The sequence below is a fragment of the Serratia plymuthica genome, assembly GCF_018336935.1.
Classification (GTDB): domain Bacteria; phylum Pseudomonadota; class Gammaproteobacteria; order Enterobacterales; family Enterobacteriaceae; genus Serratia; species Serratia plymuthica_B.
The window spans coordinates 4,467,884-4,478,829 of record NZ_CP068771.1 but is presented as its reverse complement, the minus strand read 5'-3'; the positions used below and the strand labels follow the sequence as shown (position 1 = coordinate 4,478,829).

The 10,946-nt window shown below is 54.8% G+C and carries 10 protein-coding genes; 3 read left to right on the top strand and 7 right to left on the bottom strand.

The window, feature by feature from the left end; translation table 11 throughout:
* Position 1: 1 nt before the first annotated feature.
* The 3 genes from JK621_RS20875 to JK621_RS20865 form a co-directional block, all read right to left on the bottom strand.
* Positions 2-952, bottom strand: a complete 951-nt coding sequence (locus JK621_RS20875; RefSeq protein ID WP_212557474.1) for an ABC transporter — start codon at positions 950-952, stop codon at positions 2-4.
* Positions 952-1,617: a DsbA family protein gene (locus JK621_RS20870; protein ID WP_212557473.1), complete on the bottom strand. Its 666-nt coding sequence runs from the start codon at positions 1,615-1,617 to the stop codon at positions 952-954. Before JK621_RS20870 ends, JK621_RS20875 begins: the two co-directional genes overlap by 1 nt.
* 184 nt (positions 1,618-1,801) lie before the next feature.
* Positions 1,802-2,005 (bottom strand): DUF4762 family protein, encoded by a 204-nt coding sequence (locus JK621_RS20865; RefSeq protein ID WP_212557472.1) that lies wholly within the window; start codon positions 2,003-2,005, stop codon positions 1,802-1,804.
* Positions 2,006-2,432: 427 nt separating this feature from the next.
* Here JK621_RS20865 and JK621_RS20860 point away from each other — a divergent pair, with 427 nt between their 5' ends.
* Positions 2,433-3,353 (top strand): LysR family transcriptional regulator, encoded by a 921-nt coding sequence (locus JK621_RS20860; protein WP_212557471.1) that lies wholly within the window; start codon positions 2,433-2,435, stop codon positions 3,351-3,353.
* A gap of 332 nt (positions 3,354-3,685) precedes the next feature.
* Positions 3,686-4,825 carry an FMN-dependent L-lactate dehydrogenase LldD gene (gene lldD / locus JK621_RS20855; RefSeq protein ID WP_212557470.1) on the top strand — a complete coding sequence of 380 codons (1,140 nt, stop codon included), beginning with the start codon at positions 3,686-3,688 and terminating at the stop codon, positions 4,823-4,825.
* On the opposite strand, the gene JK621_RS20850 is transcribed toward lldD, so the two are convergent.
* The 3 genes from JK621_RS20850 to JK621_RS20840 all read right to left on the bottom strand — a co-directional run bounded on the left by JK621_RS20850 (position 4,826) and on the right by JK621_RS20840 (position 9,158).
* Positions 4,826-5,635, bottom strand: coding sequence for a MoaF C-terminal domain-containing protein (locus tag JK621_RS20850; protein WP_212557469.1), 810 nt, complete (start codon positions 5,633-5,635; stop codon positions 4,826-4,828).
* A 37-nt stretch (positions 5,636-5,672) separates the two neighbouring features.
* Entirely contained in the window at positions 5,673-6,938 is a 1,266-nt protein-coding gene (locus tag JK621_RS20845; RefSeq protein WP_249337102.1) for an MFS transporter, read from the bottom strand.
* 675 nt (positions 6,939-7,613) lie between these two features.
* On the bottom strand, positions 7,614-9,158 hold the full coding sequence (locus tag JK621_RS20840; RefSeq protein WP_212557468.1) for a BCCT family transporter: 1,545 nt from the start codon (positions 9,156-9,158) through the stop codon (positions 7,614-7,616).
* Positions 9,159-9,316: 158 nt separating this feature from the next.
* On the opposite strand from JK621_RS20840, the gene betI reads away from it, so the two are divergent.
* Positions 9,317-9,940 (top strand): transcriptional regulator BetI, encoded by a 624-nt coding sequence (betI, locus tag JK621_RS20835; RefSeq protein WP_212557467.1) that lies wholly within the window; start codon positions 9,317-9,319, stop codon positions 9,938-9,940.
* Here the strand turns inward: betI and JK621_RS20830 are convergent.
* Positions 9,898-10,842, bottom strand: coding sequence for a LysR family transcriptional regulator (locus JK621_RS20830; protein WP_212560258.1), 945 nt, complete (start codon positions 10,840-10,842; stop codon positions 9,898-9,900). The two genes, betI and JK621_RS20830, sit on opposite strands and share 43 nt — an antisense overlap.
* Positions 10,843-10,946: the final 104 nt, after the last annotated feature.

Sequence of the window (10,946 nt, the reverse complement as noted above, 5' to 3'; positions counted from 1 at the left end):
CTTATTCATTAATAAAAAACAATGAATGTGAATGCCATAACAACCAGTCGTCCGCGTGGCGAACCATTGCGCGTTCAACTATCCCTGGCAAAGCGTGACTGACATTTTCCGCAGAGACCGGTTCATCGATATGAATGTGGACCCCGTGGTCGTAATACAGCGAATAAAACACCACCTGCGCCCGCAACGCACGCGACAGACGGACAATGCCGCTGTGCAACTGCGCCGGACGTTCGAACAAAGGGCACGCCTGTTTGGCCGACGGATCCTTATTGCCGTGCAGGGTGTAATCCGGCGTGATATCCGGGAACAGAATGATATTGCGCCCGTGATCCGCAGCCTCCAGCACGGCCTGCGCCAGTTTGCCGGCAATCAGCCGCCGATCGTCGTGAATCGAGCAATAGTCGAGGTGTTGTTGCCATTGATGCGCCGGTGCCTGCCGCACATACTCTTGCGCATCCCCCGAAACAATCACCGTGGCCCGTCCCGGATAGACGCCTGCACCGACCAGCGTGGCAAGCACGTCGGAAACCGTATGCATAGGTGCCAGCAGCACCGGGTCGCCGGCCCGATGCAGTGGCTCCACCACCCGATTGAGCTGTGCTGAGCACCGGGCGATCTGGCCCAAAAGTTGGGCGTTGTGCGCATACACCGCGGCCAGATCCAGTAACCGTCGTCGTTGCATCAACCACGTAAAATCCTGTGGATTGCGGCTTCCCAGCAAGCTGTAGCGATTCGCTGCGGCCACTGCGCCTCGGTTGCGCAAACCGCGCGGCAATAGCCGGCGGCAGTGCAGCCGACGCCGAACGCCTAACCAAAGGCGGTAGTCGATATGTCGCAGTAGGAAGCACGACAGTCTGTCGCCCAGCCCGGTCACGGCCAGGGTATAGCGAGCCATACCGTCGAGAGCGTTTTTCCACGCCAGATACACCCGGACCGAAAACAGGCGCATCAGGGCTCCAGCGGCTTATCGTGCTGCAACAGGGACAGCAGTTGCTTGTTAAAAGCCGGGAACTCACGATCCTGCACCGCCAACCACTTCCTGTTGACAATAAAGCTGGGGGTAGCGTTAACCTGGTAATAGCGACTCACCGAGGTCAGGTACGCCAGCAGCGCCTTTACCTGTTCTGAATCATGGGCTTTATCATATTCGGCCTGATCGATGCCATTGGCCTTCAGCCAGCGGTTGAGGTAGTTTTTATCCGCCAGATTATTGTTTTCTTCGATGATTGCCTGGTAGGCGGCGGAACGGTGCTGCGCCTCAATCCCCATAACCGTCAGAGTGGCAAACAAGGGGGCAAACGCCGCCAGACCGGCTTGATCCTCATTATTGATATGCAACTGTATCAGCCTGGCACCGGCGGGCAGCGCTTTTCCCAACCCGGCAATATTCGCCTCATTCGTCTCGCAATAATGACAACCATAAGAAAATATTTCGACAATGACATTGTCGTCTTTCAGCGGGCTACCTATTACTTTTTCAGGCGAGATAAAGCTCAGCGTTTTCTCTTCGGGTTGAGGAATGACGTAATGATAAAAATATGCCGAGGTACAAAAGCAAGCCGCAACGATAATAAAAAGTGTATAACTGACAAGTAATAACAGGCGTTTATACATGAGCGCATCCTGCGAACGGACCAACATTCTCGCCAGTCAGGCGGACATGATTACCGGGGAGTTAATATCGGGAGGAACGACGAACGTGTAGGCACAGTGAAGTTCCATCGAATTCAAGGCGGGGCGGCGACCAGCACCGCCCCGCTTGATAACTGTTAACCTAAAAACGGGTGTTTAGCCCATCTCAGTTAGGGGTCACAGCCAATGGAGTGCAGCTGCCGACGGGGGCTGAACGGTAGGTTTTTTTCACATTACCGAATTTATCAGCACAGACGGTTACCAGATTACAGGTTTTGCTGCTGCCAGAACCCACCCACTCAAAATTCCGGGAGCAAGCAAAAGTACCACCGACAATTTTTCCTGCTTCAGACAGATTGATCTTTTTCATTACAATATCCTTATATACATTAAAATTAAAATCACAACACGTGCTCTGCATTAAAAACAGAGCAACTCTAAAATTGGAAATTACGACAGTAAATATTAATAACAATGAAAACGCCTGAAAAGAATAGCCATCTAAAAAAAATAGATCAATACAATTATTTACATTAATCCATAGCGTTAGTTGAACCTTCCAGTCAGAAAGGTAAGATTATTCCATTAATTCCCCCCATTAAAATTAAGAATTAAAATATAACCCAGTAAACACTCGAATTATGCGAAAGGAAATATCTCATATATGCCGTTTTAAAAGTCAGAAAAAATCAGATCTTACCAGTTACCACCTTGGTGCCAACGGACGAAAAGATTGCTTCCTGGCCAACTGGATTTACACTGATGGGCTTAACCGGCCTTTGCAATACAGGACGCTGATGCTAGCCACACACGAATACGCCAATGACCTGCTGCTCTTTGCCCTGATTGTTGACTGCGGCTCATTCAGCAAAGCCGCCGAAACCGCCGGCGTGACCGGTTCGGTGGTCAGCAAACGCATCGGGCGTTTGGAAAAGTCCCTCGGTGCACGCTTGCTGTACCGCACCACCCGGAGTCTGACGCTCACGGAAAGTGGCCAGGCACTCTACCTGCAGGCCAAGGACATCAGCGCCAAAGTGCAGGATGCGCTATACGCCATCAGTGAAAAAAGTGAAGAGCTGACCGGCACCATCCGTATGTCGGTGCCGACCATTTCGGGCGAACTGTTGCTGAGCGAAAGCGTGGCGGAGTTCTGTGCGCAGCATCCAGGCCTGAAGGTGGAAATGCGGCTGGAAAACCGCTTTGTCGATTTGGTCGAGGAAGGCGTGGATCTGGCAATCCGTACCGGCACTCTGCCGAACTCCAGTCTGATAGCCCGGCCGATCCTCGACTCTCGCTGGGTGATCGTCTGCTCGCCAGGTTATCTTGAGCAACATTCGCAGCCAGATTCCGCCGCGGCGTTACTCAATCATAATTGCCTGACTTATACCTACCAGGAAAGCGGCACCGATAACTGGCTGATGAAACAGCCGGATAGCGGCGAGATCTATGAACTGCAGGTCAATGGCAACCTGTCCGCCAATAACGCCCGCGCGATCCGCAAAGCGGTCATCGGCGGTCATGGCATCGCCATGGTGCCGCGCTGTATGGTGTACGAGGATTTACAGGAGGGTAAGCTGACGGAAATTCTGGCCGGCCACTGCGGCAAGATATTGGGCGTTTACGCCGTCTATCCTTATACCCGCAATTTACCCTTGAAAACCCGTCTGCTGATCGAGCATATCATCGGTTCCTACCAAAATATCAGTCATTACTTTTGAACCCGATCACATTATTTTGGCGGGCCACGACGGCGATTAAGTCATATTTGGAAATAATCCATGGCCTGTTTTCACCTAATGGGTTTTCTCTTGTTCCCCATCGTCGACAAAAATCATAATCAATTGATTTAAATAAATAAAAAAATAAACTCTCTTATAATGCCCAGGTATTAAACAGTCGTGTCGATAAGAACCATAAAAAGCAGCGTGGTATAGCGCCGCCTGTTATGCCTAGAATGCTTCACTCTGGTTATTCACCTTTTCGCTACATTTATAATCGGTATCGGCGCACACGCGCTTCGATCTCCGGCGACCATTATAGAGAGCAAAAAATGATTATTTCCGCGTCAACCGATTACCGGGCCGCTGCACAGGCCAAGCTCCCCCCTTTTCTGTTCCACTATATTGACGGCGGAGCTTACGCCGAACATACGCTACGGCGTAATACCGAGGATCTGGCTAACATTGCCCTGCGCCAGCGCGTGCTGCGCAATATGTCGGATCTTAGTCTGGAAACCAGCCTGTTCGGCGAAAAGCTGGCGATGCCGGTAATACTGGGGCCCGTCGGGTTAACCGGCATGTATGCCCGTCGCGGCGAGGTGCAGGCCGCCCGCGCCGCGGCGCAGAAAGGCATTCCTTTTACCCTTTCCACCGTCTCGGTCTGCCCGATCGAAGAAGTGGCGCCGGCGATCGATCGGCCGATGTGGTTCCAGCTATACGTGTTGAAAGACCGGGGTTTCATGCGCAACGCGCTGGAGCGGGCCAAAGCCGCCGGCGTGAAAACGCTGGTGTTCACCGTCGACATGCCGGTGCCAGGCGCACGCTACCGTGACGCCCATTCCGGCATGAGCGGCCCTAACGCCGCCCTGCGCCGCATGTTGCAGGCATTTACTCATCCGCAATGGGCCTGGGACGTCGGCCTGCGCGGCAAACCGCACGATCTGGGCAACGTATCGGCCTATCGCGGCCAGCCCACCAGCCTGGAGGATTACATCGGCTGGCTGGGGACGAACTTCGATCCCTCCATCTCCTGGAAGGACCTGGAATGGATCCGCGAATTCTGGGAGGGACCGATGATCATCAAAGGCATTCTCGATCCGGAGGACGCCAAAGATGCGGTGCGCTTCGGTGCCGACGGCATCATCGTTTCCAATCACGGCGGCCGCCAGTTGGACGGCGTGCTGTCGACAGCACGCGCCCTGCCGGCGATCGCCGATGCGGTGAAAGGGGAGATTACCCTGCTGGCCGATTCCGGTATCCGCAGCGGTCTGGACGTGGTGCGCATGATAGCTCTCGGCGCCGACAGCGTGCTGCTGGGTCGCGCCTTCGTCTATGCGCTGGCCGCCGCCGGCGGTGCCGGCGTCAGCAATCTGCTGGAACTGATCGACAAGGAAATGCGCGTCGCCATGACGCTCACCGGCGCGAAAACCATTGCGGAGATCGGCGCCGGATCGCTGGTGGCCGGGCGCTGATTACAGCGGCTGTACTCCGTCGGGATAGGGGTTGTAGCTCATTTTGTGAATAAATGCGCCGGCAGGTGACACCAGTACCTTGCCGGCAACATCCAGGCCAAGAAATATCCCAGTGCAACGGCCAAGGATAAAATCAAAGAAGAACACGGAACAAACCGGGATGATCTTTTCCCGGAAGGTGAACAGAAACATCTCGTCCTCAAACTTGTAGTAGGTGGCATAGTCCATATCGCCATGGCCGAACTGCTCGCCGCGCAGGTTTTGCCAGGCATAGCGCTCAGTATTGACGTAAAAATGCTCGTAATAATGATTAGGACTGTAAATATTCAATGTACGGTAGCCGAGCAGCTCACGGGTAAGATGGGGAACAATGCCGCCCGGCGCTGTGTCCAGGATTTGGCCAACCATAAACGTTTGGCTTAGCCGCGAGCCTTTTTCTGTCTGTTGCTCAGGCAACAGCGTGCTGCGCACCATCAGTACCCTGCCGCTTTCGCCATTAAGCACCAGCGTCAGGCATTCGTTGCCCGGTGATTGCAACAAGATGTTGAAGAAATAGCGCGAGGGAGAAGTACGCACTTCTTCATAAACATCGTCACCGCTCTCCCCTTGCAACGCCCACAGCAACCGCTGCCGATCGACGCTGAAACGCAGCGTCATCTCCACCCCGCCCTCAAAGACAATCTGTAACGTCTTGCCCCGCCAGTCTTGGGTGCCCGGCAGGCGGTTGGTGTCGATGCCACGGGCAAAATCGTCGTAATTTTTCCAATCCGGTTCGGCATTCTGATTTAATACTGACTGTTCTGCAGACATGTTCACTCTCCTTGATTGATTAGGCATAAGAACTGCGTCAGACATCGGCGATGCCTTCGGTTTTCAACGCCCGTCGGCTAACCACTGCGGGTGCAGTTTCATCGAGAAAACAACTCAATACGCAGGCACAGGCGGCACCGATGGCCGCCAGCCACATCACGCTGACCAGGCCGTAACGATCGGCGATCAAGCCGGCCATAAAGGGCGCCAGGCAACCGCCAATGACTTCCCCAATTCCCATAACCAGCCCCAGTGCGGTGGCGATACGCGCCGGCGATACCGTCTCGGACGGAATGGTGGCCATAAACAGCGTAAAGCAGCCAAGGCCGGTGTAGGACAGGAATACCAGGCCACCCAGCAGCCACAGATTGTCGACGTAACTCAGGAACAGCGGGCAGCAAATCGCCAACAGCGAGAAGACAATCAGCGTTGGTTTGCGGCCAACGCGATCGGAGATCGCCGGCACGGCGACACCCCAGAAAACCCATGCAACGCCGATGGCGCTCATGATGCCCCCCATGGAACGCTCGCTGAAACCGCGGGCAGTAACCAGAAAGCTGGGCGTGAAGGTAATAATGACCATAAACCAGGTGACAAATACGCAGGAGATCAAAATACAAAGCGCCACGTTTTTGATTTTGAATAATTCGGCGTAGCCGGCTTTCTCCGACTGTTTTGCCGCAGCCGGTCTGGTGGTAAAAGCCGGATCTTTTTTGCCATTAACATATCGATAAATCAGCCAGGCCAGAATAATGCCCGGCACTGCGGTCAGATGAAATGCCATACTCCAGCCCCATTTCTGCGCCAGATAAATAATCAGCGGCGGGGCAATGATGCCGCCCAATAATCCCGGCGCAGCGCCCTGGATCAGGCCCATATTAAAACCGCGTCGTTGCGGTTGGGATTTTTCCACCATCAGCGACTGGGCAATGGGCAATACCGGCCCTTCGGCGATCCCCATCAGCGCACGGAATATCAGCAGCATGGCAAAACCACTGACCCATCCCGACAGCGCGGAGAACAGGGAAAACACCACGATAGAGCCGATCAGCATGGGTTTGCGGATATTATAACGATCGGCAATAGCCCCCAATCCGGTGCCGGACAGCGCCCAGGTCAGCGCCAATACTGCTGACAACGTGCCAAGATGCACGTTGCTTAGCTGTAAATCGGCAGCGATCATCGGGAATAAGAAAGAAATGGTTAAACGATCAACAAACACGCAGCCAAAGACGAAAAACAGAATAACCAGCAATCTGTTTTCCTCGCTCAATATCGAACCCTGCCCCGCCGATTTTTTCATGCTGTTATCTGCCTGTGAGTAAATTAATGAAGATGAAATCCCTTTCCCTTGTTCCTATTGTCTTAACGGGACTTGTTAACATGTTAACGATTTAAATTTATCCCAACTGAACAGGCTGTCAATCGGGCTGCGGCGGCAGTCAAGAAACCCGGTTTCGGGTACATTACAGCGGAGGTATTATTCTCATCGTTAAATTTACGACACTGTTATTACTACGTTAATGTCAATAACCAGGCACTTCCCATAAAAACAAAAGGTGTATTTTCATCGTCATCATAAAAATATGAGCATTTCATCCGTTAATTTTATTTATTGCTGCCTAAAAACAACCGATTCACCATTGCCATTTTATCCATTGAATTCTTTAATTTTTTTCGCCCACTTATTTCCCCGTTAACCCTATTGGGGGAATCATTTCCCTGGCATTACATTACTCTAATTGAATCATGAAAAAACGCGTAACGTGATACCAATCACATTAACCCTCTCAGCCCCGCCACGTTTTATCGCCACAACGACAACTGTCAATTGAGATTAGGGCGATTGATCGCAATTTTTCCGCGAGTGAAAATTCGGCTCATCCAATTCAGGGGCAATGCCCCTTATCGGCGTTACTGATGAACTTCACCGGACTTTTGCAAGATGCGTTGTCCATCGAAGGGAGAGTAAAACGCCTCAAGACGTCACCGGCTTCATGACGTAGCGATGCAAATCCTTATGCAGGCTGACCATATACAGCACGATCACCGCCGAGAACGGCAGGCCGCACAGCACTACGGCGGTCTGCATCGCACTGAAACTGCCTGCATACAACAGGCCGATGCATACCATTGTGGTCACCGCGGCCCAGAAAATGCGCAGCCAGGCCGGTGCGTCATCCTGCGCCGAACCGCCCTGACAGGACAGGTTGGCGATCATCAACGTGCCTGAATCGACCGGCGTCAGGAAGAGTACAAAGCTGATTAGCACGGTGAAACCGGCGGTGAGTTGGGTATAGGGCAGGTATTCGAACAGCTTGAACACCGCCATCGGCGGATCGTTCACCGCCACCCGGCCGAGGATCGCCTGCCCGCTTTCCAGCACCAGACTGATGGCGGTGTTACCGAAGATCGACAGCCACGCCAAAGTGAAGCCCAGCGGGATCAGCAGCACGCCGAAGATCAATTCACGAATGGTGCGCCCTTTCGAGATACGTGCGATAAACAGGCCGACAAACGGCGCCCACGCCACCCACCAGGCCCAATAGAACAGCGTCCAGGCCCCCTGCCACTGGCGCGCCTTGCCATACAAGTACATGTCAAAGCTTCTGCTGACGATCGAGGTCAGGTAGTCCCCCACGTTCTGCAGCAGGCCATTGACCAGGTTTAGCGTCGGGCCGGCCAGAAACACGAACAGCAGCAGCAGGCACAGGAAGCCGACGTTGATGTTGGACAGCATCGCGATCCCCTTCTCTACACCGGTCACCGCAGCCAGCGTGGCCACCACCATCATCACCACGATCAAAGCCAACAGCACGCCGTTGCTTTGCGGAATATCGAACAGGTAAAACAGCCCGGAGTTAACCAGCAAGGCGCCGATCCCCAGATTGGTCACCATCGAGATCACCGTGACCAAAATACCGAAGCTGTCCACCAGGTGGCCGATGCCGCCGTGAATGCGCTCGCCGAAGATCGGATACAGCGCCGAGCGCAACGCCAGCGGCAAGCCGCGGCAGTAGGCGAAATACGCCAGCGCGGTGGCGATCAGCGCATACAGCGCCCAGCCGTGCAGCCCCCAGTGCAGAAAAGTAAGCGCCATCGCCTGGCGCGCGGCCTGCACGCTGCCGCCGCTGCCTTCCGGCGGCGACAGGAAGTGATCCAGCGGCTCGTAGGCGCCGTAATAAACCAACGCAATGCCGATGCCCGACGAGAACAGCATCGCCACCCAGGAGGGATAACTGAACTGCGGCGGCTCGTCATCCGGCCCAAGGCGAATCTGGCCGAAGCGCGATAATGCCAGCCAAAAAACAAACGCCATACAGGCGACCATCAATAACATGTAGTACCAGCCAAACACATCGGCTACCCAGCTTTGGGCCAGGTTAAGCCACTGCTTGCTGCCGGCCGGGAACAGCACGATCAAAACGCCCAGCAGCAGGATCACCGCCGCCGAGCTGAAAAATACCGGTGCATTTAACCTAATCGGTTGCTCACCGTGCGATGGGAGACTTTTCACTGTCATTGGCAGGGTTCCATGATGCAAAAGACAGACGATTTAAATGCAACCCTTGGTTAACATTGCATCGCCATTTATTTGACATTTTTGCAGCATATAGAGTATTGATTGACCGTTCAATCAATCAAATTAAAACTGTGATTTGCCTATCAGTCGGGGAAAAAATGTACCGTAAAGACATTCCGGAGCAGCGTAAGGAACAGCTGATTAACGCGGCCTTCGAGGCCATTAACGTCGTCGGTCTGGCCGGCGTCACTCTGTCGCAGGTAGCAAAAGAGGCAGGGCTGTCGACCGGTATCGTCAGCCACTACTTTGGCGATAAAGAAGGATTACTGAGCGCCACCATGCGCAAGATCTTGCGCGATCTGCGCGACGCGGTCGCCGAATGCCGCAGCCAGGCGGCCGCCGACAGCCAATCACAGCTATTTGCCATTATTCAGGGCAATTTCCATCCCAGTCAGACCAATGCGATCTCCATGCGCGCCTGGCTCGATTTCTGGGCGGCCAGCATGCACCAGCCGGCGCTGCGCCGCTTGCAGCGCGCCAACGATCGCCGGCTCTATTCCAATATCTGCAGCCAGTTCCGCCGTGAGTTGCCGCAACAGCAGGCCCGCGATGCCGCGCGCGGACTGGCCGCAATGATCGATGGGTTGTGGCTGCGCGGCAGCCTGTCCGGCGATGAGGCGGATCTCCGGCAGGATTGCCGTATCGCCTGCGACTATGTGATGCTTATTTTGGGTACCGGTCAACCGGCGGCAAACCCTTCGGCAAAAGCGCCGCGCAAATAGCTGCTGAATTCCGTTACCGCACGCGACACCTGCGGCGCATAGGGCCGCACTACGTGAAGACTGTCGGCAAAGGCGCCAATCGGGCGCCAGGCCGGCAGCACCTCAATCAGCCGCCCGTCCGCCAGCGCCTGTTGCGCGCTGAAATCCGGTAGCAGAGCAATGCCCAGCCCTTCCGCCGCCGCGTCGCGTATCGATTCGCTGTTGTTAGTGGCAAACGGGCCGCTGACCGGCACGCGGACCTTGTCCACTTTCCCCTCCGGCGAATGCCTGGCGACAAAGCTCCAGCCCGGTTGCTCACTCCCCCGAGGATAGTAAAGGCACTGATGCCGTTGCAGCTCAGCGGGAGATGCCGGCATGCCGTGCCGTTTAATATAGTCCGCCGACGCCACCGCCAGTGTTTCCGTCGGGCACAGCCGCCAGGCGACGTGCGTATCCGGCAGGTTGTCGCTGTGGCGGATCGCCAGATCGAACCCCTCGGTGGTCAACGATACCAACCGGTCCGACACCTCAAGCTGTACCCGCACCTCCGGGTTGGCGCGCAGAAAGCCAGTGATCCTTGGCACCAACTGCTGGCGGGCAAACGCCACCGGCGCCGTTACCCGCACCGAACCGCGCAACGGCCCGGCGGAATCGCAGATGCCGGAGAAACTCTGTTTAATCTGCGCGAAAGGCTGGCGCAGTTCCTCTACCAACCTCAGCCCGGCATCGGTCAGCCGGACGCTGCGGGTTGTGCGCTGCACCAGCGGCACCCCGGCCAGCATTTCGATCTCTTTGATTTTCTGGCTCATGGCCGCTTTACTCACGTCCAGCCGTTCCGCCGCACGGGTAAAACTGCCCTGTTCGGCCAGCACGGTAAGCCAGTGCAAATGGGTCCACAGGGTGTCAATTTTTGGGTTTTTCATCATCAACTGTTCATTTATATAAACAATGAGTTCAAGTATAGCGCTTCTTCCCCAGCAGCGGCTTGGCTAAGATGGGTTATCGGAAGCGATGCGAAAACGCTGCC